The sequence below is a fragment of the Nonomuraea sp. NPDC049419 genome (assembly GCF_040676995.1).
Classification (GTDB): Bacteria; Actinomycetota; Actinomycetes; order Streptosporangiales; family Streptosporangiaceae; genus Nonomuraea; species Nonomuraea salmonea.
In genome coordinates this window covers 60,321-86,470 of sequence record NZ_JBFAQB010000001.1, presented here as the reverse complement: position 1 = coordinate 86,470, position 26,150 = coordinate 60,321, and the positions used below count along the sequence as shown (strand labels likewise).

At 71.5% G+C, this 26,150-nt stretch carries 30 protein-coding genes and 1 pseudogene; 15 read left to right on the top strand and 16 right to left on the bottom strand.

Annotation, left to right across the window (positions count from 1 at the left end; translation table 11 throughout):
- Window positions 1–33: 33 nt before the first annotated feature.
- Window positions 34–678: a phosphate signaling complex protein PhoU gene (gene phoU, locus AB0K12_RS00480; protein WP_345395325.1), complete on the top strand. Its 645-nt coding sequence runs from the start codon at window positions 34–36 to the stop codon at window positions 676–678.
- Window positions 679–724: 46 nt separating this feature from the next.
- On the opposite strand, the gene AB0K12_RS00475 is transcribed toward phoU, so the two are convergent.
- The 3 genes from AB0K12_RS00475 to mshA are packed head-to-tail and all read right to left on the bottom strand — an operon-like array spanning window position 725 to window position 3,300.
- Window positions 725–1,468, bottom strand: coding sequence for a phosphoglyceromutase (locus tag AB0K12_RS00475; RefSeq protein WP_364554595.1), 744 nt, complete (start codon window positions 1,466–1,468; stop codon window positions 725–727).
- Between the two features lie 35 nt (window positions 1,469–1,503).
- The gene (locus AB0K12_RS00470; protein WP_364554593.1) at window positions 1,504–1,983 is read right to left on the bottom strand and encodes a YbjN domain-containing protein; all 480 of its coding nucleotides are present in this window, start codon (window positions 1,981–1,983) and stop codon (window positions 1,504–1,506) included.
- Window positions 1,984–2,019: 36 nt separating this feature from the next.
- Window positions 2,020–3,300, bottom strand: a complete 1,281-nt coding sequence (gene mshA, locus AB0K12_RS00465) for a D-inositol-3-phosphate glycosyltransferase (RefSeq protein WP_364554591.1) — start codon at window positions 3,298–3,300, stop codon at window positions 2,020–2,022.
- A 114-nt stretch (window positions 3,301–3,414) separates the two neighbouring features.
- Here mshA and AB0K12_RS00460 point away from each other — a divergent pair, with 114 nt between their 5' ends.
- From AB0K12_RS00460 to AB0K12_RS00450, 3 genes are all read left to right on the top strand, one after another.
- A complete protein-coding gene (locus AB0K12_RS00460; RefSeq protein WP_364554589.1) occupies window positions 3,415–4,158 on the top strand; it encodes an SDR family NAD(P)-dependent oxidoreductase in 744 nt (247 codons plus the stop codon).
- Window positions 4,151–4,942, top strand: coding sequence for a class I SAM-dependent methyltransferase (locus AB0K12_RS00455; protein WP_364554587.1), 792 nt, complete (start codon window positions 4,151–4,153; stop codon window positions 4,940–4,942). Before AB0K12_RS00460 ends, AB0K12_RS00455 begins: the two co-directional genes overlap by 8 nt.
- A 209-nt stretch (window positions 4,943–5,151) precedes the next feature.
- Window positions 5,152–7,896 carry an AbfB domain-containing protein gene (locus tag AB0K12_RS00450; RefSeq protein WP_364554585.1) on the top strand — a complete coding sequence of 915 codons (2,745 nt, stop codon included), beginning with the start codon at window positions 5,152–5,154 and terminating at the stop codon, window positions 7,894–7,896.
- Here AB0K12_RS00450 and AB0K12_RS00445 read toward each other — a convergent pair.
- From AB0K12_RS00445 to AB0K12_RS00435, 3 genes are read right to left on the bottom strand one after another with little or no spacing between them, the layout of a single operon-like run.
- Window positions 7,893–8,396 carry an O-acetyl-ADP-ribose deacetylase gene (locus tag AB0K12_RS00445; protein WP_364554583.1) on the bottom strand — a complete coding sequence of 168 codons (504 nt, stop codon included), beginning with the start codon at window positions 8,394–8,396 and terminating at the stop codon, window positions 7,893–7,895. The two genes, AB0K12_RS00450 and AB0K12_RS00445, sit on opposite strands and share 4 nt — an antisense overlap.
- Window positions 8,397–8,414: 18 nt before the next feature.
- On the bottom strand, window positions 8,415–9,428 hold the full coding sequence (locus AB0K12_RS00440; RefSeq protein ID WP_364554581.1) for a methyltransferase: 1,014 nt from the start codon (window positions 9,426–9,428) through the stop codon (window positions 8,415–8,417).
- Window positions 9,421–10,071: a hypothetical protein gene (locus tag AB0K12_RS00435; RefSeq protein WP_364554580.1), complete on the bottom strand. Its 651-nt coding sequence runs from the start codon at window positions 10,069–10,071 to the stop codon at window positions 9,421–9,423. The genes AB0K12_RS00440 and AB0K12_RS00435 overlap by 8 nt, the downstream gene beginning before the upstream one ends.
- Before the next feature lie 107 nt (window positions 10,072–10,178).
- Here AB0K12_RS00435 and AB0K12_RS00430 point away from each other — a divergent pair, with 107 nt between their 5' ends.
- The 5 genes from AB0K12_RS00430 (at window position 10,179) to AB0K12_RS00410 (ending at window position 12,919) form a co-directional block, all read left to right on the top strand.
- Window positions 10,179–10,535 (top strand): BlaI/MecI/CopY family transcriptional regulator, encoded by a 357-nt coding sequence (locus AB0K12_RS00430; protein ID WP_345395304.1) that lies wholly within the window; start codon window positions 10,179–10,181, stop codon window positions 10,533–10,535.
- Window positions 10,532–11,437, top strand: coding sequence for a M56 family metallopeptidase (locus AB0K12_RS00425; RefSeq protein WP_364378013.1), 906 nt, complete (start codon window positions 10,532–10,534; stop codon window positions 11,435–11,437). Before AB0K12_RS00430 ends, AB0K12_RS00425 begins: the two co-directional genes overlap by 4 nt.
- A gap of 61 nt (window positions 11,438–11,498) precedes the next feature.
- Window positions 11,499–11,990 carry a helix-turn-helix transcriptional regulator gene (locus AB0K12_RS00420; RefSeq protein WP_345395298.1) on the top strand — a complete coding sequence of 164 codons (492 nt, stop codon included), beginning with the start codon at window positions 11,499–11,501 and terminating at the stop codon, window positions 11,988–11,990.
- A 3-nt stretch (window positions 11,991–11,993) separates the two neighbouring features.
- Entirely contained in the window at window positions 11,994–12,431 is a 438-nt protein-coding gene (locus tag AB0K12_RS00415; protein ID WP_364554577.1) for a hypothetical protein, read from the top strand.
- 122 nt (window positions 12,432–12,553) lie between these two features.
- Window positions 12,554–12,919, top strand: a complete 366-nt coding sequence (locus tag AB0K12_RS00410) for a DUF2516 family protein (protein ID WP_364554575.1) — start codon at window positions 12,554–12,556, stop codon at window positions 12,917–12,919.
- Here AB0K12_RS00410 and AB0K12_RS00405 read toward each other — a convergent pair.
- A complete protein-coding gene (locus AB0K12_RS00405) occupies window positions 12,904–13,566 on the bottom strand; it encodes an SGNH/GDSL hydrolase family protein (protein WP_364554573.1) in 663 nt (220 codons plus the stop codon). The two genes, AB0K12_RS00410 and AB0K12_RS00405, sit on opposite strands and share 16 nt — an antisense overlap.
- Window positions 13,567–13,594: 28 nt before the next feature.
- On the opposite strand from AB0K12_RS00405, the gene AB0K12_RS00400 reads away from it, so the two are divergent.
- Window positions 13,595–14,329, top strand: a complete 735-nt coding sequence (locus tag AB0K12_RS00400; protein WP_364554571.1) for an alanyl-tRNA editing protein — start codon at window positions 13,595–13,597, stop codon at window positions 14,327–14,329.
- On the opposite strand, the gene AB0K12_RS00395 is transcribed toward AB0K12_RS00400, so the two are convergent.
- Window positions 14,326–15,237, bottom strand: coding sequence for a GntR family transcriptional regulator (locus AB0K12_RS00395; protein ID WP_364554569.1), 912 nt, complete (start codon window positions 15,235–15,237; stop codon window positions 14,326–14,328). The two genes, AB0K12_RS00400 and AB0K12_RS00395, sit on opposite strands and share 4 nt — an antisense overlap.
- Before the next feature lie 110 nt (window positions 15,238–15,347).
- Here AB0K12_RS00395 and AB0K12_RS00390 point away from each other — a divergent pair, with 110 nt between their 5' ends.
- Together AB0K12_RS00390 and AB0K12_RS00385 are read left to right on the top strand one after the other, a co-directional pair.
- Window positions 15,348–16,424 carry an FAD-dependent monooxygenase gene (locus AB0K12_RS00390; RefSeq protein ID WP_364554567.1) on the top strand — a complete coding sequence of 359 codons (1,077 nt, stop codon included), beginning with the start codon at window positions 15,348–15,350 and terminating at the stop codon, window positions 16,422–16,424.
- A 27-nt stretch (window positions 16,425–16,451) separates the two neighbouring features.
- Window positions 16,452–18,071 carry a DUF2207 domain-containing protein gene (locus AB0K12_RS00385; protein ID WP_364554565.1) on the top strand — a complete coding sequence of 540 codons (1,620 nt, stop codon included), beginning with the start codon at window positions 16,452–16,454 and terminating at the stop codon, window positions 18,069–18,071.
- Here AB0K12_RS00385 and AB0K12_RS00380 read toward each other — a convergent pair.
- Window positions 18,068–18,976, bottom strand: coding sequence for an asparaginase (locus tag AB0K12_RS00380; protein WP_364554563.1), 909 nt, complete (start codon window positions 18,974–18,976; stop codon window positions 18,068–18,070). The two genes, AB0K12_RS00385 and AB0K12_RS00380, sit on opposite strands and share 4 nt — an antisense overlap.
- Window positions 18,977–19,038: 62 nt before the next feature.
- Here AB0K12_RS00380 and dtd point away from each other — a divergent pair, with 62 nt between their 5' ends.
- Window positions 19,039–19,464: a D-aminoacyl-tRNA deacylase gene (dtd, locus tag AB0K12_RS00375; protein WP_364554561.1), complete on the top strand. Its 426-nt coding sequence runs from the start codon at window positions 19,039–19,041 to the stop codon at window positions 19,462–19,464.
- Here dtd and AB0K12_RS00370 read toward each other — a convergent pair.
- From AB0K12_RS00370 to AB0K12_RS00355, 4 genes are all read right to left on the bottom strand, one after another.
- The gene (locus tag AB0K12_RS00370; RefSeq protein ID WP_364554559.1) at window positions 19,461–20,399 is read right to left on the bottom strand and encodes a glycine cleavage T C-terminal barrel domain-containing protein; all 939 of its coding nucleotides are present in this window, start codon (window positions 20,397–20,399) and stop codon (window positions 19,461–19,463) included. The two genes, dtd and AB0K12_RS00370, sit on opposite strands and share 4 nt — an antisense overlap.
- A gap of 42 nt (window positions 20,400–20,441) precedes the next feature.
- Entirely contained in the window at window positions 20,442–20,855 is a 414-nt protein-coding gene (locus tag AB0K12_RS00365; protein WP_345395277.1) for a Fur family transcriptional regulator, read from the bottom strand.
- Window positions 20,856–21,160: 305 nt separating this feature from the next.
- On the bottom strand, window positions 21,161–21,457 hold the full coding sequence (locus tag AB0K12_RS00360; RefSeq protein WP_364554556.1) for a DUF2470 domain-containing protein: 297 nt from the start codon (window positions 21,455–21,457) through the stop codon (window positions 21,161–21,163).
- Window positions 21,457–21,945, bottom strand: a complete 489-nt coding sequence (locus AB0K12_RS00355) for an FABP family protein (RefSeq protein WP_345395271.1) — start codon at window positions 21,943–21,945, stop codon at window positions 21,457–21,459. The genes AB0K12_RS00360 and AB0K12_RS00355 overlap by 1 nt, the downstream gene beginning before the upstream one ends.
- Window positions 21,946–22,008: 63 nt before the next feature.
- On the opposite strand from AB0K12_RS00355, the gene AB0K12_RS00350 reads away from it, so the two are divergent.
- On the top strand, window positions 22,009–22,371 hold the full coding sequence (locus tag AB0K12_RS00350; RefSeq protein ID WP_364554554.1) for a DsrE family protein: 363 nt from the start codon (window positions 22,009–22,011) through the stop codon (window positions 22,369–22,371).
- Window positions 22,372–22,530: 159 nt separating this feature from the next.
- Window positions 22,531–22,839: pseudogene (locus tag AB0K12_RS00345) on the top strand (helix-turn-helix domain-containing protein); the annotation flags it as partial.
- A gap of 188 nt (window positions 22,840–23,027) precedes the next feature.
- Here the strand turns inward: AB0K12_RS00345 and AB0K12_RS00340 are convergent.
- From AB0K12_RS00340 to AB0K12_RS00330, 3 genes are all read right to left on the bottom strand, one after another.
- Window positions 23,028–23,819, bottom strand: a complete 792-nt coding sequence (locus AB0K12_RS00340) for a metalloregulator ArsR/SmtB family transcription factor (protein WP_364554552.1) — start codon at window positions 23,817–23,819, stop codon at window positions 23,028–23,030.
- Between the two features lie 375 nt (window positions 23,820–24,194).
- Window positions 24,195–24,914 (bottom strand): glutamine amidotransferase, encoded by a 720-nt coding sequence (locus AB0K12_RS00335; protein ID WP_364554551.1) that lies wholly within the window; start codon window positions 24,912–24,914, stop codon window positions 24,195–24,197.
- Window positions 24,904–26,133, bottom strand: coding sequence for a MurT ligase domain-containing protein (locus AB0K12_RS00330; protein ID WP_364554550.1), 1,230 nt, complete (start codon window positions 26,131–26,133; stop codon window positions 24,904–24,906). Before AB0K12_RS00330 ends, AB0K12_RS00335 begins: the two co-directional genes overlap by 11 nt.
- Window positions 26,134–26,150 lie beyond the last annotated feature (17 nt).

Genomic DNA, 26,150 nt, shown 5'->3' with positions numbered 1-26,150 from the left:
GTTCGTTCATCGGCCCCGCCGTACGGTGACGGCATGCGCGACGCGTACCACGAAGAACTCGATTCGCTGACCGACAAGCTGGTGGAGATGACCCGGCTGACCCGCTCGGCCATCTCCCGTGCCACCACGGCCCTCCTTGACGCCGACCTGCAGCTCGCCGAGAGCGTGATCTCCCGCGACCAGGAGGTGAACGCCACCTTCGCGGACCTCGAGGCGTCGATCTTCGAGCTGATGGCCAGGCAGCAGCCGGTCGCGGTGGACCTTCGCATGGTCATCACCGCGCTGCGCATGGGCACCGACCTCGAACGCATGGGCGACCTCGCCGTCCACGTGGCCAAGGTGGCGCGGCTGCGGCATCCCGACTCGGCCATTCCGCCGGGGCTGCGCCCGACATTTCTGGAAATGGGGCAGATCGCCGAGAACCTCGTCACCAAGGCCGGCAGCTGCGTGGCGTCGCGCGACGTGGACTCGGCCCTGGAGCTCGAACAGGACGACGACGCGATGGACCGGCTGCACCGCCGCCTGTTCTCGAAGATCCTGGCCAAGGACTGGGCGCACGGGGTGGAGCCGGCGATCGACATCACGCTGGTGGGGCGCTATTACGAGCGGTACGCCGACCACGCGGTGCGGGTGGCGCAGGCCGTCGTCTACCTGGTCACCGGGTCGCGGACCGGCTGACGCGCACGACGGAAAAGGGGGGTGCTCTCGCACCCCCCTTTTTTTGTCAGCGGCCCTGGTTGGCGACGGCCTCGATGGCGGCCTTCGCGGCGTCGGGGTCGAGGTAGCGGCCGCCGCGCACGGCCGGGCGGTAGTCGGCGTCGAGCTCGTAGAGCAGCGGGATGCCGGTCGGGATGTTGAGCCCGGCGATCTCGTCGTCGCCGATGCCGTCGAGGTGCTTGACCAGCGCGCGCAGCGAGTTGCCGTGGGCGGCGACCAGCACCGTGCGGCCGGCCGCGAGGTCGGGGACGATCTCGTCGTACCAGTAGGGCAGCATGCGGTCCACGACGTCCTTCAGGCACTCCGTGCGGGGCATCAGCTCGGGTGGCAGCAGGGCGTAGCGGGGGTCGCCGGCCTGGGAGTATTCGTCGTCGTCCGCGATGGGGGGCGGGGGCACGTCGTAGGAGCGGCGCCACAGCATGAACTGCTCGTCGCCGAACTCCTCGCGGGTCTGGGCCTTGTTCTTGCCCTGGAGGGCGCCGTAGTGGCGCTCGTTGAGCCGCCAGCTGCGCTTGACCGGCAGCCAGAGCAGGTCGGCCTCCGCCAGCGCGAGCTGGGCCGTCTGGATGGCCCTGGTCAGAAGGCTGGTGTGGACGACGTCCGGGCGCAGCCCGGCCTCCTGGAGGAGCTTGCCGCCGCGGCGGGCCTCGTCCTCGCCCTTGGCGGACAGGCTGACGTCCACCCAGCCGGTGAACAGGCCCTTCGCGTTCCAGTCACTCTCGCCATGCCTAAGCAGCACCAAAGTCGCCATGCGGCCAATCCTATGGTTCCACCGGTCCTGTGGTTCTACCGGTCGGGGTCGGCGAAGCGGGCGAACGCCTGGAGGTTGGCCAGGGACTCGCCGCGCTTGGCCCGCCACTCCCACTCGCGCCTGATCGAGGAGGCGAAGCCGAGCTCAAGGGCGCGGTCGAACCAGTCGTCCGAGTACGTCAGCACGCACCCGAGCAGCCGGTCCACCTCCTCCTCCGTGACGGCGGCCAGCGGGACCCTGCCGACCAGATAGACGTCGCCGACGGGGTCGAGGGAGAAGTGCACGCCGTACATGGAGCCGTTCTTGCCGAGCAGCCAGCGGTAGAACTCGGCGTGGTTCTCGTCGGGCTGCCGGCAGAAGAACGCCTCGACGTGCAGCACCCGCTCGCCGACGATGAGCCAGGTCATGGTGGCGAGCTTGTGCTGGCCGGGGAGCCTGGCCAGGAACGCTCCTGGGCGGGGCTCGTCGTAGGTGACGTCCGCGGCTTTGAGTGCTGCTTCGACGACTTCGCGCATGCCCTTCACCTTAAGAGGCGGCAGAACAAAGTACGGTCAGTTCCCCGGCAGCGCGACCGGCACCTGGTGCAGATGGGCGATGGCGCCGGCGTAGACCTCCATGAGGCGGGCGGCCGTGGCCTGCCAGCCGAAGGCGGCGGCGTGCTCACGCGCGCCGGCCGACAGCCGCTCGCGCCTGTGCGGCGCGGAGAGCAGGCGGCGCAGCGCGATGGCCCAGTCCGCGGGGTCGTGGCCGTCCACGAGCAGGCCGGAGACGCCGTCGCGGACGGCCGTGCGCAGCCCGCCGACGGCCGCGGCGGCCACCGGGGTGCCGCACGCCTGCGACTCGAGGGCGACCAGGCCGAACGACTCGCTGTACGACGGCACGACGGTGACCGTGGCGGCCCGGTACCAGTCGGCCAGCTCCTCCTGGGGCGCCGGCGGCACGAGGCGGACGACGTCGGCGATGCCCAGCTCGGTGGCGAGCTCGGTGAGGAACGAGGGCCTGGCCAGGCCGTTGCCCGACGGGCCGCCGACGCAGGCGATCACCAGGCGCTCGCGCAGCGCGGGCTCGTCGATGAGCATCCTGGAGGCGGCGCGCAGCAGCACGTCGGGGGCCTTGAGCGGCTGGATGCGGCCGACGAACAGCAGCACGTGGGCGTCCTGCGGCAGGCCGAGCCGGTGCCTGGCGGCGCCCTGGGAGTCGGGGGTGAAGACGTTGAGGTTGACGCCGGGGTTCACGACGGCGACGCGGGCGGGGTCGGCGCCGTACAGGTCGATCAGCTCGCCGGCCTCGTCGGCGGTGTTGGCGACCAGGCGGTCGGCGACGTCCACGACCTGCTGCTCGCCGACCACGCGGGCGACCGGCTCCGGCTTGTCGCCGCGGGCGAGCAGGAGGTTCTTGACCTTGGCCATGGTGTGCATGGTGTGGACGAGCGGGACGCCCCAGCGCTCCTTGGCCAGCCAGCCGACCTGGCCGGACAGCCAGTAGTGGGAGTGGATGACGTCGTAGCGGCCTGGGTCGTACATGGCCTCGGTGCGCAGCACCTCGGACAGGAAGGCGCAGAGCTGGCCGGGCAGCTCGGCGCGGTCCATCTCCTCGTACGGGCCCGCCGTGAGGTGCCTGACGAGGACGCCGGGGGCGAGTTCCGCCACGGGTGGCAGGTCGCGGGCGGTGGCGCGGGTGAAGATCTCCACCTCCACGCCGAGCCGGGCCAGTCGCTTGGCGCATTCGACGATGTACACGTTCATGCCACCGGCGTCGCCCGTGCCGGGCTGGTCCAGCGGCGACGTGTGCATGCTGATGGTCGCGACCCGGCTGACCCGTCGTCGCCTCACTCGACACCACCTCCAGACCGAGTACAACTGTCCCAACATTTCTGACATTCCCGACAACTGGTCATTTGTGGGGGTACAAAGTCGTCCCCCGGGGCTCCTGGCAGGATGGGGACCATGCGGAAAACGGCTGTGGTGACCGGTGCGAGCAGCGGGATCGGCGAGGCGACCGCGCGGCGGCTCGCCGCCGAGGGTTACGACGTGGTGGCGGGCGCGCGACGCCGCGACCGGCTGGACAAGCTGGCCGCCGAGGCGCCCTCCATCAGGCCGGTGACGCTCGATGTGACCTCACAGGACTCTGTCGACGCGCTGGTGGCCGGCCTGGAGCGGTGCGACGTGCTGGTCAACAACGCGGGCGGCGCGCACGGCATCGAGCCGGTGGCCGAGGGCCGGGTGGACGACTGGCAGCGGATGTACGACGTGAACGTGCTCGGCTCCCTTCGCATGTCCCAGGCGCTGATCCCCAAACTCGTCGAGTCGGGCGACGGCGTGCTGGTCATGCTCACCTCGACGGCGGGACACGTCGCGTACGAGGGCGGCGGCGGTTACGTCGCGGCCAAGCACGCCCAGCGCTCGATGGCCGAGACCCTGCGCCTGGAGCTGGTCGGGCAGCCGGTGCGGATCGTCGAGATCGCGCCCGGCATGGTCAAGACCGAGGGCTTCGCGGTCACCAGGTTCAGGGGCGACGAGTCGGCCGCGGCCCGCGTCTACCAGGGCGTGCCCGACCCGCTGACCTCCGACGACGTCGCCGACGCCATCGCCTGGTGCGTCACCCGCCCGGCCCACGTCAACATCGACCGCCTGGTCATCAGGCCGCGCGCCCAGGCGGCGCAGCACAAGGTGCACCGCGTCAGTGGCTAAACCGGTCGGGACCATCACCAGGGGCACGACGGGCCACAACCGGCTGCGGCGCGGCGACCGCTGGATCGCCGCCGTGCACGGCCGGCTGCTGCGCGCCGCCGAGCCGCCCCTGGTGGTGGATCTCGGCTACGGCGCCTCGCACACCACGACGCTTGAGCTGTTCACCCGGTTGCGCGGTGTCGCGCCGGGTGTCGAGGTGGTGGGGCTTGAGATCGATCCCGCACGGGTGGCGCTGGCCAGGCCGTACGAGCGGGAGGGGCTGAGCTTCCGGCTGGGCGGCTTCGAGCTGCCGGCGCCTCGCCCGCCGGCCCTCGTGCGCGCCTTCAACGTGCTGCGCCAGTACGGCGAGGACGAGGCGTGGCACTACTGGGAGGTGCTGCGGGCGGGCCTCGCTCCCGGCGGCGTGGTGGTGGAGGGCACCTCGTCGGAGAACGGGCGGCGGGCGGTCTGGGTGGGGCTGTCCGCTGCGGGGCCGGAGACCATCACCTTCTCCGCCCGGTTCGACGCCTTCGGGCGGCCGTCCGACCTCGCCGACCGGCTGCCCAAGACGCTCATCCACCGGAACGTGCCGGGTGAGCGGATCCACGCCTTTCTGAGCGACTTCGACCGGGCATGGGCGGTCAGCGCGCCGTACGGGGCGCACGGGAGGCGGCAGCGGTGGCTGGCGGCCATCGGGGAGCTGTCGCGCGCCTGGCCCGTGCCTGCGCACCCGCCGCTCGGGGGCGTCGCCCGGTGGCGGCTCGGCGAGCTGACGCTGCCGTGGTCGGCGGTCGATCCCCGCTAGAGCACTCGAAAGCGGTCGATCCCCGCCGGGACGCCCGGAAGCGCCCGTCCCCGCTCCTGGGCCCGCGCACGCCGGTCGATTTTCGCTGGAAACGGTCTATTTCGCGCACACGATCTCCGTTATATGGTCACGGTGCGGTCGAAGTCGTTCAGGTTCGATCGCAACCTGTCGGGGGGAGTCAGCACCGGTCCTCGCGTCAAGGAGCCGAGATGAGCAGATTCTCCGGCTGGGCCGCCCGCCTCATGGCGGTGCTGGTCCTCTCGGGAGCAGTCGTCGCCTTACCCGTGCAGGAGGCGCTGGCCGCGCCCCCGCTCACCACCCCCTGGACCGCCGAGGTGACGCCGGGCAACGTGTTGCCGGAGTATCCGCGGCCCCAGCTCGTACGTCCCGAGTGGCAGAACCTCAACGGCCTGTGGCAGTTCGCCGGCACCGGATCGCTCACCACGCCGCCCGTGGGCCAGAACCTGCTCGGGGAGGTGCTGGTGCCGTACCCGATCGAGTCGGGCCTGTCGCGCGTGCAGCGGCACGAGGACCGCATGTGGTACCGCAGGACCTTCACCGTCCCCAGCGGCTGGTCGGGCCGCCGGGTGCGGCTCAACTTCGGCGCGGTGAGCTGGGAGACCCGCGTCTGGGTGAACGGCGTGCCGGTCGGCACCCACACCGGCGGCTACGACCCGTTCTCCTTCGACATCACCCAGGCCCTGCGCGGCGGCGCGAACGAGCTGATCGTCGGCGTGCACGCGCCCGTGGACGCCGCCGGCGCCCCCATCGGCAAGCAGCGCCGCTCCCCCGGCGGCATCTTCTACACCGCGCACTCGGGCATCTGGCAGACGGTGTGGATGGAGCCGGTCGACGCGGCGAGCATCACCCGCCTGGACACCACCCCCGACGTGCCCGCCGGGCAACTCGACCTCGTGGTGCACGCGACCGGCGTCTCGGGGCAGCAGGTCAGGGCGGAGGTCATGACGGGCGGGACGGTGGTCGGCACGGCGACGGGCGCGCCGGGCGCGCACCTGCGGATCCCGGTGCCGGACGCGCGGCTGTGGACGCCTGACGACCCCTTCCTGTACGACCTCAGAGTCACGCTGACGGGCACCGGCGGCGGCGACACCGTGTCCGGATATTTCGGCATGAGGTCGGTGGGCAAAGCCATGGTCGGCGGCGTCCTGCGCCCCACGCTCAACGGCAAGTTCGTCTACCAGCTCGGCACCCTCGACCAGGGCTACTGGCCCGACGGCAGCTCCACCGCCCCCACCGACGCCGCCCTCCGCTTCGACCTGGAGCAGCAGAAGGCGCTCGGCTTCAACACCGTGCGCAAGCACGTCAAGGTCGAGCCGGCCCGCTGGTACTACTGGGCCGACCGCCTCGGCCTGCTGGTCTGGCAGGACATGCCGTCGATGCGCACCGGCGCCACCCCCTCGGCCGCCGACCGGTCGAACTTCGAGAGCGAGCTGCGCCGGATGATCGACCATTTGCGCGGGTTCACCTCGATCGTGCAGTGGGTGCCGTTCAACGAGGGCTGGGGCGAGTACGACCCCGCCCGCATCGCCGACCTGGTCAAGGGCTGGGACCCGAGCCGCCTGGTGAACAACAACTCGGGCTCCAACTGCTGCGGCTTCGACGGCGGCAACGGCGACGTCGTGGACGACCACATCTACGTCGGCCCCGGCACCCCGCAGCGGCCGAGCGCGAGCAGGGTGGCCGTGCTCGGCGAGTTCGGCGGCCTCGGCCTGATCAGCCCCGGTCACCAGTGGCCGGGCACCGGGTTCGCCTACGAGATGACAACGAGCTCCGCGGCACTGACCGACCGCTACGTGGCCATCAACGAGCAGCTCAAGCCGCTCATCGTGAACAACGGCCTGTCCGCGTCGATCTACACCCAGCCCACGGACGTGGAGAACGAGGTCAACGGCCTGTGGACGTACGACAGGCGGGTGCTCAAGGTGGACGCGGCCCGCGTACAAGCCGTCAACCGGGCTGTCATCCAGTCCGCCACGGGCCTGACGGCGGACGGCCTGGTCTCCCTGCGCGTCACCACCGCGGGACACACCGACCGCTTCCTGCGCCACCAGGACGGCCTGGCCCGCACCGACGTGGTCGGCGCGGCGAGCGCCGACGGGCTCAAGCTGGACGCCACCTGGCGGGTCCGTCCCGGCCTGGCCGACGCCGCCTGCTTCTCCTTCGAGTCGCGCAACTTCCCCGGCCACTACCTGCGCCACGCGGCCTACCGGGTGCGCAAGGACGCCCGCGACGGCTCGGCCCTGTTCGACAGGGACGCGACGTTCTGCGCCCGCGACGCCCAGGCGGGCACCGGCGTCGCGCTGGAGTCTCTCAACCTGCCAGGACACTTCCTGCGCCACTACGCCGACGCCGTCTACGTGGCGCGCAGCGGCGGCCCCAACACGTGGGACACCCCCGCGAGCTTCGCCGCCGACGTCACCTGGCTGCCGGCCACGCCGTGGTGGCGCAGCGGCGCCGACCTGACCGTGGGGTCGGCGCTGAGCCTGCGGGTGACCACGCCCGGCTTCACCGACCGCTACCTGCGCCACCGGGACGGGCTCGCCCGCACCGACGTGGTGACCGCGTCAAGCGCGCAGCTGCTCAAGGAGGACGCCACCTTCCACGTCCGGCGGGGCCTGGCCGACGGCAGCTGCTACTCCTTCGAGTCGCGCGCCTTCGCCGGCCACTACCTGCGGCACGCCGACTTCAGGGTGCGCAAGGACGCGCGCGACGGCACGGCGCTGTTCGACCAGGACGCCACCTTCTGCGCGCAGCCGCCGCGGGCGGGCTCACAGGGGGTGACGCTGGCGTCGTACAACATCGCGGGGCACGCGGTCAGGCACTTCGCCGAGGCCGTGCACATCGCGGTGCCGGGCGGGCCGCACGCCTTCGACAACCCCGCGCACTACGACGAGGACGTCACGTGGGCGGTCGCGCCCCCGTGGGCGCCCTAGAGCAGCGTCTCGAAGGCCGCGTACGCGACCGCGTCGAACAGCACGAACCGCACCTCGCGCACCGACGTCCGGGCCCCGCGCACGGCGTCGAGCGCGATGCGGGCGGCGTCGTCGACCGGCCAGCCGTAGATTCCGGTCGAGATCGCGGGGAAGGCCACCGTGGCGGCGCCCAGCTCGTCGGCCACCCGCAGCGACTCCACGTGGCAGGAGGCGAGCAGCTCGGAGCGGTCGTCGGAGCGTGAGTGGACGGGCCCGACGGTGTGGATGACCCAGCGCGCGGGCAGCCGGCCGGCCGTGGTCGCCACGGCCATGCCGGTCGGCAGGCCCTTGCCGTAGTGGCCGGCCCTGAGCTTCCTGCACTCCTGGAGGATCTCGGGGCCGCCACGCCGGTGGATGGCGCCGTCCACGCCGCCGCCGCCCATGAGGGAGGAGTTGGCGGCGTTGACGATCGCGTCCACCCGCTGCTCGGTGATGTCGCCTTGGACGAGCGTCACTTCCATGGCGCCCAGCCTGCCAGGTCAGGCGCGGGCGACGAGCACGTTGACGTCGAGGGGCAGCCCGCGTACGTCCTCCAGCGCGAACCCGGCGCCGGCCAGCAGCCGCTCGTACTCCAGGTAGGTGCGCTCACGGCCCGCGCCGTTGTTGACCAGCATGTGCACGTCCCACGCGATGGCGAGCGCGCCCGGCGCGTCGTGCGGCCGCTCGGGGACGAGCCGCTCCAGCACGAGCAGCCGCCCGCCCGCGGGCATCGCCGCCCGGCAGTTGGCCAGCACCCGCGCGCAGGGCTCGTCGTCCCAGTCGTGCAGGATCCGCGAGAGCAGGTAGACGTCGCCGCCGGGCGGCACCTGCTCGAAGAAGTCGCCCGCCGCGAAGTCGCACCGATCGGCCAGGCCCGCCTCGGTGAGCGCCGCGCGGCCCCGCTCGACGGCTCCAGGGCCGTCGAACAGCGTGCCGCGCACCCCCTCGGCCTGCGCCAGCACGGCCGCGAGCAGCGCGCCGCGGCCACCGCCGACGTCGACCACGTGGCGGTGCCGGGTGAAGTCGTAGACCTGCGGCAGCTGGGTGAAGAACGACGACCCGCAGGCCATGGCCCGGTCGAAGCCCGTCCCCATCTCCGGATGCTCGGCCGTGTAGTCGAAGAACGGCTTGCCGTAGACGTGCTCGAAGCCCTGCCTGCCGGTCCTGACCGCGTACGGCAGCGCGCCCCAGGAGGCGTAGAACGGGCCCGCGTAGAACAGGGCGAGGTCGGCCAGCGAGTCGGGGTGGCGGCTGGACAGCAGCGCGCCGGTGGGCGTGAGCGCGTAGGCGCCGCCCGTGCCCTGCTCGACCAGGTCGTGGCTTTCCAGCAGGCGCAGCAGCCGAAACAGCGCGCCCGCGTGCGCGCCGCACGCGCGGGCCAGCTCGCCGCAGGTCAGCGGACGCTCGTCGAGCCGGTCGGCCAGCCCCAGCTCGGCCATGGCGGCCACCGCCTGGGTGAGCCAGGCGCCGGTCAGCTTGGACAGCACCTCGCGGTGCGCGCCGTCGTCAGCCATCGGCCACCAGGGCGGGCGTGCGGTCGAGGTGGGAGCGCAGGACGTGGGGATAGTGGCCGGCGCAGGCCAGCTCGACGCGCCGGGGCCAGGCGACCGGCCGGCCGAAGTACAGCACCGTGCGGCCTCCCCTGCTCTCGTCCTCGTACGGGTTGAACCCGCCGCCGTCGGGGGCGAACCCGAGCACCGAGGTGAGCAGCCTGCCGAGGCCGCGCACCACGATCTCGTCGGGCCTGATGACTTCGAGCGCGAGGTGCGTCTCCTCGTTGCGCTCGCGCTCGCGGGCCGCGACCCGCCCGATGCCGGGGCCGTGCTCGGGCACGAACACCTCCAGGGCGGGGCCGCGGGTGGCGCGCACGGCGTAGGCGATGAGGACGGGCAGGTCGAGGTCGTAGCGCTCGGCCAGCCGCCCGCGCACGACCGTGCTGGGGCAGGTGCGCAGGATCTCGAAGCCGCGCATCCGCAGGGACGCGCGCAGGTCGTCGAGCCCGCTGGGGAACATGAGGATGGCGGCGTGGTCGATCCGGCAGTGCCGCTGGAGGGCGGCCTGGACGGAGGCGGTGACGCCCGGCTCGCGGGCGAAGACCGCCCACGTCTCCAGCCGCCGGATCAGCTGGTCGAGCCGCCGCTCGTCTTCCAGATCCACGCTCGGCGCACTCCTTTGTCGGCTACGGAAGGTGACACCGTAGCAACGTTAGGGAGTCCTGCGCCCCGGATGCCAGCTCGACACGTTGTAGAGCTACTCTGAAAGACGTGAAGGGTCTTGGCGAGCTTGAGCGCAGCATCATGGACATCCTCTGGGCGGAGAGCACGGCGCTGACCGCCCGCGAGGTCGGCAAACTCATCGCCGACCGCGATCTCGCACCCACGACGGTCATGACCGTTCTCGACCGCCTCACCCGCAAGGGCTTTCTTGAGCGCACCCGCGACGGCCGCGCGTGGAGATATCAGCCGGCCGAAAGCCGCGACGCATACATCGCCGAGCTTATGCTGGAGGCGTTGGACCTGACGGGCGACCGATCGGCCGCCCTGACCCGCTTCGCCCAAGCCGTGTCGGGCACGGAGGCGGAGATCCTGCGCAGAGCCCTTACGGAGCTGGAGGACGAGTGATCACGGCAGCGGTGCTGGCAGCGCTCGCGTTGGCGTGCGCGGTCGGCTCCTGGCGTTTCACCACGGCCCGGTGGACCTCCCGCGCCCCCAGGCTGGCCATCATCGTCTGGCAGTCACTGGGCGTGTCCTGGGGCCTCGCCACCACGGGCGCCATGCTCGCCTTCGCCGTCCAGCCCTATGGCACCGGCGTCATTCCCGGGCTCCTCGCGTTCGCGCGCGGGGAGACGCCCGCGCAGGCGTGGGACCCGCTCCACGTGCTGGCGCTGATCGCCGGGCTCACCGCACTCGCGGTGCTGGTCGCGGTGCTGCTCACCGCGGGTGTGCAGGCGCTGCGGGCCCGCCGCAGGCACCGCGTGCTGCTCGCGCTGATCTCCCACGACGACCCTGGCGTGCCGGGCGTGCGGGTGCTCGACCATCCCAGCGCCGCCGCCTACTGCGTGCCGGGGCTGCGTTCGCAGGTCGTGGTCAGCGAGGGCGCGCTCAAGCTGCTGTCGGAGGACGAGCTGGCCGCCGTGCTCGCTCACGAGGCGGCCCACGTCCGCGAGCGCCACGATCTCGTGCTGCTGCCGTTCGCCGCGCTGCGCAGGGCGCTGCCCTGGTCGAAGGTGGTGGCCGACGCGCAGGCCCAGGTCGAGCTGCTGATCGAGATGGCCGCCGACGACCGCGCCCGCCGCTACTGCTCGCCGCGCCGGCTGGCGACGGCGCTGCTGCGCTTCGGCGCGTCAGGGGCGATGCCGACGCCCCACGGCATGCTCGGCGTCCACGTCCACAACGTCATGGCCAGGGTCGATCGCCTGGTCAAGCCACTGCCCGAGCTGACCATGACGGTCCGCTCCAGCTACATCGCCCTGTCTGTGACGTTGGTCACGAGCGCTCCGCTGCTCTGGTTCTTCCAGCTCTAGCGCTTGCAGGTGTTAACCACTCTGTTTGCAATTGCAAGCAGGGCGAGGCAGACTATGAGGCATGGCACTACCCAAAGTCGGCTCGATCGGTGAATACATCCGCGATCAGCGGCAGCAGGCGAAGATCTCGCTGCGCCAGCTCGCCGCGGCGGCAGGGGTGTCCAACCCCTACCTGAGCCAGATCGAGCGCGGCCTGCGCAAGCCGAGCGCGGAGATTCTCAACCAGATCGCCAAAGGTCTGCGCATCTCCTCGCAGGCGCTCTATGTGCAGGCGGGCCTCATCGAGGACCGTGAGCCGCCGAGCGACGTGCTCACCGCGATCAGAGCCGACTCGCATCTCAGCGAACGCCAGCGCCAGGTGCTGATCGACATCTATGAGTCGTTCCGCAAGGAGCATCCCGCCGAGGACGAGCAGACCTCCCAGAATGCCCGCCCCCGGCGCGACGCCGATTCGGACGACGAGCCGCTGCCCGAGGAGTTTCTCGCCGCTCTTGAGCCCTATGCGGCGACCTCACGCAACGGCAACGTCACCCAGGAAACCAAGGAAGGTTAACCCATGACGCTCGCCACCGAGGTCAAGAAGCTCACCGAGTCCAAGCCGTTCTACGCCGTGGCCGGCGTCGGCGACTTCGCCGTGGAGAAGCTGCGCGAGCTGCCCGAGCAGCTGCAGAAGCTCCAGTCCCGCCGCTACGACCTGGCCAAGGACCTGCCGGTCAAGGCCCGCGAGTACGCCGACAAGGCCGAGGGCATCGCCAGGGAGCTGCCCGAGAAGGCCCGCACCTACGCCGACACGCTCACCCACAAGGCCACCGAGGTCTACGACGAGTTCGCCACCCGTGGCCGCCGCGTCGTCAGCAAGACCACCGGCGAGGCCGCCCTTGAGCTGGAGGAGGTGTCGGTGGCCGCCGAGCCGCCCGTCGCCGAGCCGGTCGAGCCGGCCAAGAGGCCGCGCACGACCCGCGCGTCCGGCACGGGCAAGGCCGCCAAGGCCTGACCCATGCCCGCGGCCCGTCTCCCGGCGAGGAGGCGGGCCTTTCCTTTCCGGGGTGCCCGCGGGCCGGGGGTGCCTATTAGGCTGAAGCCGTTTGGATCGCGGCGTTGGGCGGAGACGACTACATGAACATGATCTACGGGGTCTTCAACCTCCTCTTCCTGGTGCTCGCCGTGGCCATCCTCGGCATGTCTGTCTACGCGCTGGTGCACGCGCTGCGGGTGCCGGCCAACGCCTTCGTCGCGGCGGGCAAGCTGCAGAAGAACCTGTGGCTGCTGATCCTCGCCCTGGCCACGCTGTTCTCCGCCGCCGGCGCGCTGAGCTACTTCCAGGCGTTCATGATGGTCGGCGGCAGCGGGTTCCTCGGCATCGGGCTCGGCATCTTCTCCATAGCGGCGGTCATCGCGGCCACCGTCTACATCGTCGACGTGAAGCCGGCCGTCAAGGGCATGGGCGGCCGGGGCAACAGCGGCCCCTACGGCCCCTGGTAAGCCCTCTGGTGAGCCTTGAGCTCGCCGGCCAGCCAGGCGGCCAGCCGTTCGTGGCCGGCGCGCGTCGGGTGGATGCCGTCGGGCAGCACCGCCTCGCGCGGCCACGTCCTGAGCATGGGGTCGAGGAAGGGCACCTTCCCCGCCGCGGCGGCCTGGGCGAGGGCGTCGCGCACGCCGTACGCGCGGCGCGGCGGGTCCTCCAGCCAGATGGGGCCCACCATGACCGTCCTGGTCTCGGGCCAGTGGGCGCGCACCTGGGCGAGCAGGGCGGTGGCGGCGCGGCGTACGTGGTCGGGGCTCCAGCGGCGGTCGTTGTGGCCGCCGGAGATGACGAGCAGGTCGGGGGCGGGCCGCCAGGCCAGCTCCAGCTCGTACGAGCGCTGGAACGTGCGGCCCGCCCGCCCCGCGTTGCAGAAGCCGGTGCCGCTCGCGCCCGCGATGATCGGCTGCCAGCCCATGAGCCTGGCGGTCTGGGAGGCGTAGCTCTCCCAGCGCGGCACCGGCCCTGAGCCCACGGCGAAGCTGTCGCCCACGAACATCAGCACGGGCGCGGGCAGCCGCGCCCCGAGCGGCGGGTCGGCGACGTCGCCGCAGGCCGGCAGGGCCAGCAGCACGAGGACCGCGGTGCTTCGTGTCAGGCTCCGCATGACCACCCCAGGGCACTAGGCTGCCGATATGAGCACCGATCTCCACGGACGCACGCAACGACTGGAGTTGTCCGACCAGAGTCTGCGTGACTTCGAGGCCGTCGTCCTGGACGCCACACCCGAGGGCATCGTGCTGAGCAGGTCGGCATTCTATCCAGGTGGGGGCGGCCAGCCGGCGGATCACGGCGTTCTGATCTGGCAGGGCGTCGAAACCCGCATCGTCGGAGTGCGCAAAGGCGACGATCTCTACCTGATTCCGGCGGAGGACGATCCGATCCCGCCGGCGGGCACGGTCGTCAGGGGCGCGGTGGCCGACGAGCGGCGCTCTGCGCTCATGCGTACGCACTCCGGCCTGCACGTGCTGTGCGGCGTGGTGTTCAGGGACTACGGCTGCCTGGTCACCGGCGGCAACATGGACCCGCTGAGCGCCCGCATGGACTTCAACCTGCCCGAGGTGCCGCCCGGCTTCAAGGAGGCCGTGGAGCACGCCTGCAACGCCGAGATCGCCGCCGACCGGCGCATCGACGTGCGGGTGCTGCCCAGGGCCGAGGCGTTCGCCATCCCCGACATCGTCCGCACGGCCACCAACCTCGTGCCCGAGAGCGTGCAGGACGTCCGCATCGTCGACATCGTCGGCCTCGACACCCAGGCCGACGGCGGCACCCACGTGGCCTCGACCAAGCAGATCGGCCGCATCGAGGTGGCCAAGGTCGAGAGCAAGGGGCGCGGCTTCCGCCGCCTGCGCATCCGCGTCGCCGACTAGCCGATCACCTTCTCCAGGCCGTCGAGCAGCGGCGTCAGGCCGAACTCGAAGAGCAGGTCGAGGTCGAGGTCGAAGTCGTCGCCCAGCTCCTCGATGAGCCGGGCGAAGGCGGGATGGCGGCCCGAGGCGGTGAGACCGAGCAGGGCAGGAAACTGCGCGTCCATCCACTCGTCGGCGGTCATGCCGGTGTGGGCGCGGGCCCGCCGTTCGAGCTCCAGGTTGGCCGCCATGCCCTGCACGTAGCTGAAGAGCAGGGTGTGCACGTGCATCTTGGTCACCGGGTCGAGGCTGGTGCCGGCGAGCGCGCGCATCGCCCACTCGGTGTGCTCCAGCAGCGCCGGTGAGGGCATCGGCCTGGTCAGCGAGGTCGTGCCGGCCACCCAGGGGTGGGCGCGGTAGACGGCCCACTGCGTCCTGGCGGAGATCTCCATCGCCGCCCGCCAGCCCTCGGGCGCCTCCTTCGGCAGCGGGAAGTCGCCGATCACCGCGCCCACCATGAGCATGACCAGGTCGTCCTTGCCGCCCACATGGCGGTAGAGGGACATGGTGGCGACGCCCAGGCGGGTGGCGAGGCCCCGCATGGTCAGCTCCTCCAGCCCGTCCTCGTCGGCGATCTCGACGGCCGCGCGCACGATGCGCTCGCGGGTCAGGTCGTGCTCGTGCGACGCCGGCCTGAGCTTGGGGGTGCGGCTCTCGGCCACGACGGTGCCCACCCTGGGCTCGGCGACCACGACGCCCTCTCTGGCCAGCAACGTGAGCGCCTTGGCGGCGGTGGCCAGGGCGACGTTCCAGTCTCTGGCGAGTTGCCTGGTCGAGGGCACGCGCTCGCCTGGACGGAGCCTGCCTTCCGCTATGCGCCGCTTGATGTCGGCGGCGATGCGGGCGTGGGGCGGGACCGCGTCGGCCATCGGCTTCCCTCCTGTACTAGTACAGATTGTCCCCACTATACCTTGCGACCTGCTGTATGTACTGCGTACATTCACATGTGCGTACAACGTCAACAGCGAGGAGCAACACCATGAGAGTCCTGGTTTCCGGTGCGGGTGTGGGCGGTGCCGTGCTGGCGCACTTCCTCGGGCGCGCAGGGGCGGACGTGACCGTGGTCGAGCGGGCGCCGGGCCCGCGCGAGGGCGGGCAGGCCATCGACGTCAGGGGTGCGGCGCTCACCGTCGCCGAGCGGATGGGGGTGCTGGACAGGATCAGGGGCCTGCGCACGACCATGCGCGGCATGTCCATGGTCGACAGCAACGGCACCGAGCTGATGCGCGACACCGAGCAGACGGTCAGCGGCGGCCGCTTCGACAGCCCTGACGTCGAGATCATGCGCGGCGACCTGATCGCCGTGCTCACCGCCGCGAGCCCGGCCCGCCGCGTCTACGGCGACTCGATCGCCACCCTGACCGAGGACGGCGAGATGACGTACGAGAGCGGCGGCCACGACCGCTACGACGTCGTCATCGGCGCCGACGGCCTGCACTCGAAGGTGCGCGCGCTGGCCTTCGGCCCCGAGTCGCGGTACGTGCACCACCTCGGCCAGTACATCTCCATCTTCACCGCCGACAACTTCCTCGGCCTCGACCACTGGCAGACCTGGTTCACCGAGGGCGAGGCAGGAGGCGTGGTGTTCAGCGACCGCGACCCGGCGCGGATGCTGGTCAACCTGGGCTTCGCCGCCGAGCCCTTCCCGTACGACCACCGCGACGTCGAGGGTCAGAAGCGGCTGGTGCAGGAGCGCTGCGCCCACGTGTGGGAGGCGCCGAGGCTCCTCGAAGCCATGTGGAAGGCCGACGACTTCTACTTCGACGCCATCGCCCAGGTCAGGATGGACCGCTGGAGCACCGGGCGGGTGGCGCTGGTCGGCGACGCCGGCTACTGCGCCTCGCCGCTGTCGGGGCAGGGCACGAGCCTGGCGATGGTGGGGGCGTACGTGCTGGCCGAGGAGCTGATCGCGGACCCGCTGGGCGCCGGGGAGCGGTACGAGCGGCGCCTGCGGCCCTTCGTCGCGGCGAACCAGGCGCTCGCCCTGGAGAACCCGGGCGGGCCCGCCTCCCCGGAGAGCGTGCAGCGAGCGGCCAACGCCATCACGCTGGACTGACGGTACAAACCGCTACGATGTCCCGCCATGACGGGTTTCAGACTCACGTTGACCGCCCTCGCGGCCACCGCTCTGACGTTGACCGCAGCCTCAGCCGCGGCCCCGGCCGCAGCGGCGCAGGCCGGGATCACGGACGAGGTGACGATGACCCTCGGCAAGGACGGCAGCCTGCACGTCGTCGAGAAGATCGGCGGGGCGTCGGGAGAGCTCAAGCGGACGTTCCTCACCAGGACCCGCTACGACGACACCAGCGACCGCCTCTACCAGATCGCGAACGTCAAGGGCGGCACCCTGTCCGGCGACGTGCTCACCGTGACGGGCCAGACCGTCGAGTACGACGTCAAAGGCGCGGTGACCCCCTCTGGCGACGTCGACGAGCTGCGCTGGTTCGCGGTCGGCGGCTGGAACCAGCCCGTCACCAAGGCGACCGTGCACGTCAAAGGCCCGGGCCAGATCCAGAGCCTGTCGTGCTTCGCCGGTGAGCTGACCTCCGCCGTCGGCTGCACCTCGGCCTCGATGAACCACGAGGCCACCCAGGCCGACTTCGAGCAGGACGACCTCGCGTCGGGCGAGACGCTGACCGTCGTCGTCGGCTACCCCGAGGGCGTCACGGGCGCCGAGCCCATCCTCGACCGGCGCTTCTCCCTGTCGGCCGCCTTCACCCTCGACGCCATCACCGGCGGCGCCCTGACCGGACTGCTGGTGCTGCTGCTCGGCGGCATCGGGCTGCTCTACTGGACGCGCGGGCGCGACGCCAGGGCCGCGAGCCACGAGGGCGGCCCCATGGCGGCGGTGCAGAACGGCCACTTCACCCCGCCCGACGGCGTGCGGCCCGGCCAGATCGGCACCCTGGTGGACGAGCAGGCCGACGTCATCGACGTCACCGCGACCATCGTCGACCTCGCCGTCCGCGGCTACCTGCGCATCGACGAGCAGCCGCGGCAGACGTACGACGCGCCCGACTGGATGCTCGTCAAGCTGCCCAGCGCGCCCGTGGACGCGCTCCTGCCCTACGAGCGGGCGCTCTACGACGCTGTCTTCGAGGGCAGCGACCACGTGCTGCTGTCGCAGCTGTCCGGCTCGTTCGCCAGCCACCTCGGCGAGGTGCGCGACGCGCTCTACGCCGACGTGGTCAAGCAGGGCTGGTTCGCCCGCAGGCCCGACACCGAGCGCACCCGCTGGACGACGCTCGGCGTGGTGCTCATCGGGGTGGGGCTGCTGGCCACCGTCGCGCTGGCCTGGTTCACCACGTACGGGCTGCTCGGCCTGGCCGTCGTCATCGCGGGCGGCGCGCTGGCGGCCGGCGGGCAGTACATGCCCGCGAAGACCGCCAAGGGCTCGGCCGCGCTCGCCCAGACGATGCGCTTTCGCCAATATCTGTTCTCCGGCGAGCTGGGCGACGTGCCCGAGCAGCACCGGGTGGAGCTGTTCTCCCGCTACCTGCCGTACGCCGTGATCTTCGACGGGGTCGAGCACTGGTCGCGGGTGGTGGCCTCCGTCACCGGCAACGGGCAGCGGGCCGACAACCTCTACTGGTACCACGGGCCGGCGGAGTGGGACCTGTCCAAGTTCGCCGGGTCGATGCGCACGTTCACCACGACGACCTCGGGGGCCATCTCCGCCACCCGCCAGTTCCGCAGCCTCTAGCGCACCCGCAGCTCGCCGACCGGGCGGCCGCCGCCGAGCACGGCGGGGGCGCCCAGTTCGGCCAGCTCGGGCGCGTCGAGGCCGAGCGAGCGCAGCGCCGCCACGGTGACCGCGACGCGGGCGCGCGGCGAGCCGTCCTCGACCTTGACCGTGCCGGCCCTGCCGTCCTCGAAGGCGAACGCGTCGAACGCCTCGGCCCCGGCCTTCAGCATCAGGCCGGGCAGCGCGCGCATCAGCTTCGCCTCGGGCCGGTCGGTGCCCGACGTCCACTCCGGGTAGGCGCGCATCGCGTCGAAGATCTTGCGCTCGCAGGAGTCGGGCGACGACATCGGGAACGCGCGGAACGCCTTCGTCACCCCGAGCATCGAGATGAAGAACAGCGGCGCCCCGCACCCGTCCACGCCCGAGGCGGCGACCCGCTCGCCGGTCAGCTCCTCCACCGTCTCCCTGATCGCGCGCTGCAACGGATGCGCCGGCTCCAGGTACGTCGTCAGCGGCCAGTCGTTGAGCGCGCAGGTGGCCAGCATGGCGGCGTGCTTGCCTGAGCAGTTCATGTAGACGCGCCCGCGCTCGGTCACCGCGCGGTCGAACGGGTAGTCCTCGGGGCACAGCAGGGCCGACTCGTCCAGCCCGGCGCCCGCCAGGATCTTCCTGACGCCCTCCACGTGGAAGGGCTCGCCCGAGTGGGAGGCGCAGGCCAGCGCCAGCAGCTCGTCCTCCAGGTCCAGGCCGGCCCGGAGCATCCCGAGCGCCTGGAGCGGCTTCATCGACGACCGTGGCGAGGCCGGCACGTGCACCGCTCCCCTGGTCTCGACCGGGCGCCCCGCGGCGTCCACGGTCAGCATGCGGGCCAGGTGAGTGGACTCCACGAACCCGGACCGGACGACTTCCACAACCATCGACATGTTCTTAACCCCTTTCGACACGAGTGTATGGAGGGGTTTGACCTGGTCCAGAATGGGATCCCATGCGAGCAGTCGTACAGAGAGTCAGGTCGGCCTCGGTCGAGGTCGAGGGGCGCACGGTGGGGGCCATCGCGGAGCCCGGCCTGCTGGTCCTGGTGGGGGTCACGCACACCGACACGCGCGCCGAGGCCGCCAAGCTCGCCGCCAAGCTGTGGGGGCTGCGGATCCTGCACGGCGAGAAGTCCTGCTCCGACGTGTCGGCGCCGCTGCTGGTGATCAGCCAGTTCACGTTGTACGGCGACGCCCGCAAGGGCCGCCGCCCCACCTGGCAGGCCGCGGCCCCAGGCCCGGTGGCCGAGCCGCTGGTGGACGCCGTGGTCGAGGAGCTGCGGGCGCTCGGCGCGCACGTGGAGACGGGGGTGTTCGGGGCCGACATGCAGGTGTCCCTGGTCAACGACGGCCCCATCACGGTCGTCCTCGAGTTTTAGCGGATGCGGCGGCGCAGCGACGGGTCGATGCTGACGTTACGCCCCGCGTCCGGCGGCACGACGACCTCCTGGGCCGCCGCCACCCCGCCGGCCAGCAGCGGCGCGTCGACCGGCACCGTGCGCTTGACCACCGCGAGGGCGATGGGGCCCAGCTCGTGGTGGCGGGCCGCCGAGCCCACCACGCCGACCTCCTGGCTCTCGAAGATCACCGGGGCGCCGTGCGGGGGCAGCGTGTCGACGCTGCCGTCGAGGTGGAGGAAGACCAGGCGGCGCGGCGGGTGGCCGAGGTTGTGCACCCGCGCCACCGTCTCCTGGCCGCGGTAGCAGCCCTTGCTGAGGTGCACGGCCGCGCCGATCCAGCCCACCTCGTGGGGGATCGTCTTGTGGTCGGTCTCGAACCCGAGCCGCGGCCGGTGCGCCTCGATGCGCAGCGCCTCGTACGCCCACAGCCCCGCCAGCGGCCGCCCGAGATGCTCGGCCAGCTCGGACCGCGGCACCAGGAAGTCCTCGGACGCCGTGGAGAGCACCGCGAGGTCGTCGGCCCGCGACACCTCGACCCGCAGCATGAACCGCATGCGGTCGAGGTAGTCGATCAGGCTCTGCCCGGTGCCGGGCTCGACGTGGGCGAGCATGGTCTCGCCGTCGTCGACCAGCGTCAGGTGGTGCTGCACGCGGCCCTGCAGGTCGAGGTCGAGCGTCTGCGTCCACTCACCGGGGCGCAGCGTGTCGAGCTTTTGCGAGGTCAGGTCGTTGAGCCATTTCAGCCGGTCGGCGCCGGAGATGCGGACGACCTCGCGGTTGCTGCGGTCGACGACCGCCTCTCCCTTCGCCAGCGCGCGCTGCTCGGCGAACAGGTCACCGTAGTGGGCGGCTACGTCGGAGTCCGGCGCGTCGGCGGCGACTGCGCCGGGGAGATCGAGCAGAGGGCTACGCATGCCTTCCAGGCTATCCGCCCGGCCGGTCGCTTTTTCGCCGGGTCAGCGGCAGTCGCGGCAGCGGCCGAACACGGTCAGATGATGGACGTCGGCCACGAAGCCCATCTCCTGGTCGAGCCCCTTCACCAGGCCCTCGGCCAGCTCGGGACGCACCTCGAACACCTGGTCGCAGCCCCTGCACACCAGGTGCACGTGGTCGGCCTCGGCGGCCAGGTGGTAGGTGGGGGCGCCGTGGCCGAGGTGGGTGTGGGTGACCAGGCCCAGCTCCTCCAGCAGCTCCAGCGTGCGGTAGACGGTCGAGATGTTCACGCCGCGCGCCGTCTCGCGCACCTTGACGCAGATCTCCTCCGGCGTGGCGTGCTCGAGCTCCTTGATGGCCTCGAGGACGAGCTGACGCTGCGGGGTGACCCGGTAGCCCTTGGCGCGGAGTTCTTCGTGCCACTGCGTCTCCGTCATGCACCGAGTCTATGCCGCGACGATATTCACTTGCCCGTTTCGCGGCGGACCGCATAGCTTCGTTGGTACGCGGAAAGGAGGTGGTCCGAATAATGGTTAGTCATAGTCGGGCTAGCGAGGTGGTTGTCCGCTGACCTCGCGGACTGTTGTCTCGTGACGTCAGCGAATACGAGGCAACCACCGGGGCCCCTGACAGCCGGAGGGCGGGACGTCTGATCCCGGCCATTGGTCCATCCGGCCCGCCCCGCACAGCGCGGCGGAGTGTTGTCCGGGGCCCTTCTTCATGCCCGCCCCCGGCCGGAGCCTCAGTGCTCCCCGCGGGCGGGCACTCCCAGCTTCTCGCACGCCTCGCGGTAGAGCCGCACGACGGCCTTGCGCACCTGGGCGCGCTCGGTCAGCGTCTCGCCCCACGGCACCCGCACCCGCTCGCCGCCGTCGATCGTGAACGTGATCGCCTCGGCGTCGACGTCGCTCGTGACCGCGGTGCCCGCATCGGGCCTGCCGCCCAGCGCGCGCACGATGAGCAGGCCGTCCTCGGCGTGGTCGTCGTTCATGTGCCGCTTGATCGCCTCGACCACGTCAGGGGTGAACGGCGTGCTCATCAGGCGACCTTCTTCAGCTCAGCCGACATGTGGTCGGTGAGCGGGTGGCCCACGGCGGCCATCTCGTAGGCCCACATGAGGTTGCCGTTGACCAGGCCATAGAGGCGGTGGCCCGCGGTGTACTCCTTCGCCGAGGCGGTGCGGGCGACGACGTCGGTGCGCAGCTCGATCTTGTGGAAGACGACCTCGCCGATGTAGATCTCGACGATGCCCGTCGGGTGGGAGAGCACGACCTCGATCTGCCGCTCGGGCAGCGAACGCCAGTAGCCGGACTCCGTGGCGAGCGGCCTGACGCGGTTGCCCGCGTCGTCGAGCAGCCAGGTGCGGCTCACGTAGGTCAGGAACGGCTTGCCGTTGTGGCCGAACTCGATCTCCTGGCCGAAGTTGAAGCTCTCGATCGTCGGGTAGCCGCCCACGCCGGCGCCTTCCCACCGCCCCAGCAGGAACGCGATCGGCTCCAGGCCGGGGTGCAGCTCAGGTTCTTCCATGGTGTCCAAGACTAGTGGCGGCGACCGGTGGCGGTGGAGCTGCGGGGCGTTAGGGTGGCGGACATGGCACGATCACTGGTGATCAAGGTGACCGCAGGGGCCGACGCTCCCGAGCGCTGCAACCAGGCGTTCACGGTCGCGGTCGCCGCGCTCGCGAGCGGCGTACCCGTCTCCCTGTGGCTGACCGGCGAGTCGTCGTGGTTCGCGCTGCCCGGCCGGGCCGAGGAGTTCAGCCTGCCGCACGCCGCGCCGCTCACCGACCTGCTCGACGCCCTGCTCGCGGCCGGGCGGGTGACGCTCTGCACGCAGTGCGCCGCCCGCAGGAACATCACCGTCGACGACCTCATCGACGGCATCCGCATCGCGGGCGCGCCGGCGTTCGTCGAGGAGGTCACCGCCGAGGGCGTGCAGGCGCTCGTCTACTGACTCGGCTACCGATGATGCCCGCAGTGCTCCGGCCTTCAGGCCGGGGGTCGCCGCTCGGTCTCGGCGCGGGCGGCCACCTGGGCGTGCACGTCATCGGGAAGCCGGAGCGCAATCCTGATCATGACACCATTGTAGTGCCAGGCTGGACATGATCGGAGCGTGCAGCTCCGGTACAACGTCCGCCTCTACCCGACCCCGGGCCAGCAGACCGCGCTGGCCGACCTGAACACCGCCTACCGGAACTTCTTCGCGTCGGTGTCCGGCAAGCGGAAAGGGCCGAAGCTCGCCCCGCCCCGGTTCCGGTCCCGCAAGGACAACCGGCAGGCGATCCGCTTCACCCGCAACGCCCGCTTCCAGGTCACGGCGGGCGGGAAACTGCGCCTGCCGAAGATCGGCGACGTCACGGTGCGCTGGTCGCGCCGCCTGCCGTCCGAGCCCTCCAGCGTGACGGTGGTCAAGGACGCGGCGCCGCGCCGAACGCCGGCTGCGCAAGGCGCAGCAGGCCCGCCGCCGGACGGGCGGAGAGGCTGAACGCCTGCGGAGGGACCGTAAGACCCGCCGCCTAGCGGAGGGCGGGACCCGGTGAAACAGGAAGCCACAGAGGTGCCGCACACGCGGCACGGGCTGAATCCCCGGCCTTCAGGCCGGATAGCGCGTCAATGATCGCTTGACGGCAGGGGCTCGCCGGTCTCCAGCAGGGTCTTGAGGCTGGAGACGATCTCCGGCCAGCCCTGGCCGACGCCTTCCCTGATCGAGCTGCCCGGCTCGAACCCGCCGTGCACGACGGTCAGCTTGACCAGCTCGCCGGCCTGCTCGATCTCGAACGACACGGTCGAGCGCGCCTCCTTGGCCATCTCCTCCCGCCCTTCCGGGCTGAGGCCGACGAGCTCGGCGAACTCGGGCGTGATCGAGTGCCACGTGTACGCCAGCCGCCGGTGCGGCTCCGAGGCCACCACGACCTGCTCGGGGTCGGCCATCGTGACGCCCTTGTACGTCCAGGTGACCGCCGACCCCTCCCGCCAGTCGGACTCCAGCTCGACCCCCCAGTAGCGCCGGGTCCAGGCGGGGTCGGTGAGCGCCTGCCAGAGGCGCTCGGGGGTGGTGCGGATGTAGGTCGTGTAGACGACGTCCTGATCCATGGGACGTTCCTCCAAGGCCGTCTTGAGGTCCGCCAGGGCGCCTGCCCGGTGGCGGTCGTACCGGTTGATCCAGCGTTCGGCGATGGCGTTGATCGGTACGGCGTTGAGGAAGTGCAGCTTCTCCCGCCCGCGCCGCACGGTGGTGACCAGATTGGCCTCCTCCAGCACGGCGAGGTGCTTGCTGACCGACTGCCTGGCCATGTCGAGCCCCGCGCACAGCTCGCGCAGCGTCTGCCCGTCGCGGGCGTTGAGGCTGTCGAGCAGGCGGCGGCGGCTGGGGTCGGCCAGCGCCCTGAACACGTCGTCCATCGTTTCGCCATCCTGACATGCAGCCGTTTGGCTGCCTATCGCCAAAATAGGCAGCCAGATGGCTGCCTGTCAACAAGAGAACAACCAACGGCCCGGCTCCCGCAAGCGGGAGCCGGGCCGGAAGAGATAAGGGGAAGGGAGGGATGCGAGGCAGTGCGAGCATAACCCTCAGCGGCGCACCGCAGGCCGCGGGACCGCAGATCGCAAGCTCGCACGCCGCGGGACCGCACGCCACGGGACCGCAGACCGCAGGCTCGCACGCCGCGGGACCGCACGCCACGGGACCGCAGACCGCAGGCTCGCACGCCACGGGACCGCAGACCGCAGGACCGCACGCCGCAGGATCGCGGGCGGGTCTGCGTGTGTGCTGCTGGGTCAGTGTTGCTGCTGGAGGACCGTGGTGAGGCGTTCTTGGCGGAGGGCCTCGTAGCGGGTGTCGTCGAGGGGGGCGAGGTCGCCCACGCGCCACGACAGCAGCAGGTCGGCCAGGCCGGGGTTGCGGGCCAGGGCGGGGCCGTGGAGGTAGGTGCCGACGACGTGGCCGGCGTAGCAGCCCTCGAAGCCGTCGCCGTTGCCGATGCCGACGATCGTCTTCGACAGCGGCTTGACGCCGGGGCCCAGGCGGGTGACGCCCATGTGGTTCTCGAAGCCGGTCAGCGTGGGGATGTCGAGCGCGGCGTCCACCTCGGCCACCAGCTCGCCCACCGCGCGCGCGGGACCGCGCGCGCTGGAGATGTCGAGCAGGCCGATGCCGTCGACCGGCTGCCCCTCCTCGCCGCCGAACGTGCTGCCCATGATCTGGTAGCCGGCGCACACCGCGAGCAGCGACGCCCCTCGCGCGACGGCGCGGTGCAGGCCGCCGTCTTTACGCAGGCGCCCCGCGGCCAGGATCTGCGGGCGGTCCTCGCCGCCGCCGATGAGGTAGATGTCGCCGGTCTCGGGCACCGGGTCGGCCGAGCGTACGTGGATCGTCTCCGTCTCGATGCCCCGCCGCTGCGCCCGCTGCTCCAGGACCAGCACGTTGCCCTGGTCGCCGTAGGTGCTCAGCAGGTCGGGATAGATCCAGACGATGCGAAGGGCGCTGTCAGACGGCACGGCCGAACTCCGATCGGATCTGCTGGAAGGCGGTGTAGTTGGCGATCACGTCGACCCGGCCGGGCGGCTGCATGGCCAGGGCCTCGTTGAACGACTCGCACAGCGTGAACGGCACCTCCGCCACGTCGAGCCGCAACGCCAGGTCGAGCCGGCGCTGGCCGGTGACGAACACCGGGCGCCCGCGCAGGATGCGGTAGTCGACGTCCCACAGCCACGAGGTGTCGCGGCCGTCGGGGCCCTGCGCGTTGACCGACAGGATGATCGGCAGCTGCGGGTCGGCGACGTCGAACGCCTCGAGCCAGCCCGCCGGGTTCTTCGCCAGCAGCAGCCTGGCGTGCCGGCCGTCGCGCTCGACCGTGGTGTAGCGGCCCGCGACGGAGGTGACCTCGCGCAGCCGGGGCAGCGCCTGCTCGACCGGCATCCCGAACGCCTCGGCCACGGCCAGCGCCATCACCGCGTTGGAGCGGTTGGCCTGGCCGGGAAGCTGGATGTCGAGCAGCCACCGCTGGCCGCGCGGGTCGATCGCCGCGTCGTCGTCGACCACCCACTGCGGCTCAGGACGGTGGAACGTGCACTCGCGGCACGCCCAGTCGGCGTCTTTGCGGTCGAGCGGGCCGCCGCACTCGGGGCAGCACCACGAGTCCTCTTTCCAGCGCTGGCCGCCGGCCACCCAGGTGACCTTCGCGGCCGTGGAGGCGCCCCAGGTGACGAGCGGGTCGTCGCAGTTGGCGATGACGTGGGTGGGCTTGCCGGACAGCGCCCTGCGCCACTTCTGGGCCAGCAGCCAGATCTCGGCCGCGCGGTCCATCTGGTCGCGGCTGAGGTTCATCAGGCAGACGACGCCCGCACCCGTCGTGTCGAGGACCTCGGGCAGGTATTTCTCGTCGACCTCCAGCACGCCGTAGGGGGCGCGCTTGTGCTGGGAGAGCGCCGAGACGTGGCCGGCCGGCATGTTGGCGCCGAACGCGTTGGTGGCGACCTCGCCGAGCTCCAGCAGGGCCGAGGTGATCAGCCGGGTCGTGGTGGTCTTGCCGTTGGTCGCACTGACCAGAGCCAGCTTGCGGTCACGGGCCAGCTTGCGGAGGAGGTCGGGCTCAAGGAGCAGACCGACCCGCCCGCCGATCACCGATCCGTCACCGCGCCCTGTCATCCTGGACAGCGTGGCGGCACTGCGTCCCAGGGCGCTGGCGAGCTGGGCCCGCAGAGGAAGCTGGGTCATGTGCATGGATCCTAGTC

Excerpts from the sequence above, each read along its gene's own strand:
- AB0K12_RS00460 (WP_364554589.1), top strand. The coding sequence starts at position 3,415 with ATGCGGAAAACGGCTGTGGTGACCGGTGCGAGCAGCGGGATCGGCGAG.
- AB0K12_RS00380 (WP_364554563.1), bottom strand. The coding sequence starts at position 18,976 with ATGTCGATGGTTGTGGAAGTCGTCCGGTCCGGGTTCGTGGAGTCCACT.
- AB0K12_RS00385 (WP_364554565.1), top strand. The coding sequence starts at position 16,452 with ATGACGGGTTTCAGACTCACGTTGACCGCCCTCGCGGCCACCGCTCTG.
- AB0K12_RS00470 (WP_364554593.1), bottom strand. The coding sequence starts at position 1,983 with ATGCGCGAAGTCGTCGAAGCAGCACTCAAAGCCGCGGACGTCACCTAC.
- phoU (WP_345395325.1), top strand. The coding sequence starts at position 34 with ATGCGCGACGCGTACCACGAAGAACTCGATTCGCTGACCGACAAGCTG.
- AB0K12_RS00410 (WP_364554575.1), top strand. The coding sequence starts at position 12,554 with ATGAACATGATCTACGGGGTCTTCAACCTCCTCTTCCTGGTGCTCGCC.
- AB0K12_RS00370 (WP_364554559.1), bottom strand. The coding sequence starts at position 20,399 with ATGCGTAGCCCTCTGCTCGATCTCCCCGGCGCAGTCGCCGCCGACGCG.
- AB0K12_RS00390 (WP_364554567.1), top strand. The coding sequence starts at position 15,348 with ATGAGAGTCCTGGTTTCCGGTGCGGGTGTGGGCGGTGCCGTGCTGGCG.
- AB0K12_RS00340 (WP_364554552.1), bottom strand. The coding sequence starts at position 23,819 with ATGGACGACGTGTTCAGGGCGCTGGCCGACCCCAGCCGCCGCCGCCTG.
- AB0K12_RS00365 (WP_345395277.1), bottom strand. The coding sequence starts at position 20,855 with ATGACGGAGACGCAGTGGCACGAAGAACTCCGCGCCAAGGGCTACCGG.
- AB0K12_RS00360 (WP_364554556.1), bottom strand. The coding sequence starts at position 21,457 with ATGAGCACGCCGTTCACCCCTGACGTGGTCGAGGCGATCAAGCGGCAC.
- AB0K12_RS00440 (WP_364554581.1), bottom strand. The coding sequence starts at position 9,428 with ATGGCTGACGACGGCGCGCACCGCGAGGTGCTGTCCAAGCTGACCGGC.
- AB0K12_RS00420 (WP_345395298.1), top strand. The coding sequence starts at position 11,499 with ATGGCACTACCCAAAGTCGGCTCGATCGGTGAATACATCCGCGATCAG.
- AB0K12_RS00355 (WP_345395271.1), bottom strand. The coding sequence starts at position 21,945 with ATGGAAGAACCTGAGCTGCACCCCGGCCTGGAGCCGATCGCGTTCCTG.
- AB0K12_RS00350 (WP_364554554.1), top strand. The coding sequence starts at position 22,009 with ATGGCACGATCACTGGTGATCAAGGTGACCGCAGGGGCCGACGCTCCC.
- AB0K12_RS00330 (WP_364554550.1), bottom strand. The coding sequence starts at position 26,133 with ATGACCCAGCTTCCTCTGCGGGCCCAGCTCGCCAGCGCCCTGGGACGC.
- AB0K12_RS00450 (WP_364554585.1), top strand. The coding sequence starts at position 5,152 with ATGAGCAGATTCTCCGGCTGGGCCGCCCGCCTCATGGCGGTGCTGGTC.
- AB0K12_RS00475 (WP_364554595.1), bottom strand. The coding sequence starts at position 1,468 with ATGGCGACTTTGGTGCTGCTTAGGCATGGCGAGAGTGACTGGAACGCG.
- AB0K12_RS00400 (WP_364554571.1), top strand. The coding sequence starts at position 13,595 with ATGAGCACCGATCTCCACGGACGCACGCAACGACTGGAGTTGTCCGAC.
- AB0K12_RS00445 (WP_364554583.1), bottom strand. The coding sequence starts at position 8,396 with ATGGAAGTGACGCTCGTCCAAGGCGACATCACCGAGCAGCGGGTGGAC.
- AB0K12_RS00395 (WP_364554569.1), bottom strand. The coding sequence starts at position 15,237 with ATGGCCGACGCGGTCCCGCCCCACGCCCGCATCGCCGCCGACATCAAG.
- AB0K12_RS00415 (WP_364554577.1), top strand. The coding sequence starts at position 11,994 with ATGACGCTCGCCACCGAGGTCAAGAAGCTCACCGAGTCCAAGCCGTTC.
- dtd (WP_364554561.1), top strand. The coding sequence starts at position 19,039 with ATGCGAGCAGTCGTACAGAGAGTCAGGTCGGCCTCGGTCGAGGTCGAG.
- AB0K12_RS00405 (WP_364554573.1), bottom strand. The coding sequence starts at position 13,566 with ATGCGGAGCCTGACACGAAGCACCGCGGTCCTCGTGCTGCTGGCCCTG.